The 643-nt window shown below is 72.2% G+C and carries 1 protein-coding gene; it reads left to right on the forward strand.

Going from position 1 to position 643, the window contains the following annotated elements; all coding sequences use genetic code 11:
- The coding region (locus tag BKD30_RS16190) for a Mu transposase domain-containing protein (RefSeq protein ID WP_076705939.1) at positions 1-643 on the forward strand (643 nt) is incomplete at both ends.

Consider the following 643-nt stretch of genomic DNA (forward strand, 5'->3'; position numbering starts at 1 on the left):
GCGATCGGTGGAAACGGGAAGGTCACGGTCGCGGCCGCCTCGTTCGCTGGGACGCTGGCGACCCGGATCGTGCTGGCGCCGCCACGGGATCCGGAGTTCAAGGGGATGGTGGAGCGCAACAACCGGTTCTTCGAGACCTCGTTCCTGCCGGGCCGCAGCTTCGCGAGCCCCACCGACTTCAACGGGCAGCTCGCGGACTGGCTGGTCAGGGCGAACCAGCGGACCGTCCGCTCGCTCGGTGGCCGGCCCGTCGACGCGCTCGAGCAGGATCTCGGTGCGATGACGGCGCTGCCGCCGGTCGCTCCCGCGACGGGCCTGTCCAGCCGGGTCCGGCTGGCCCGGGACTACTACATCCGCCTGGACCGGTCCGACTACTCAGTCGACCCGCGGGCCATCGGCCGGCTCGTCGATGTCACCGCAACCCCGACCTCTGTCACGGTCGCGTGCGAGGGCGCCATCGTGGCCGAGCACGAGCGGTCCTGGGCGGGCGGAGTCACCGTGACCGATCCGGCCCACGTCCAGGCGGCGAAGCAGCTCCGGCGCGACTTCTGGGATCAGCGGCGTCAGGCCGAGGCCGACGCTCGGCACCGACACCGTCCCGAGCCTGGGCTGGTCGTCGAGCAGCGGTGCCTGGGCGACTACG

The organism is Tersicoccus phoenicis, assembly GCF_001968835.1.
Lineage (GTDB): Bacteria > Actinomycetota > Actinomycetes > Actinomycetales > Micrococcaceae > Tersicoccus > Tersicoccus phoenicis.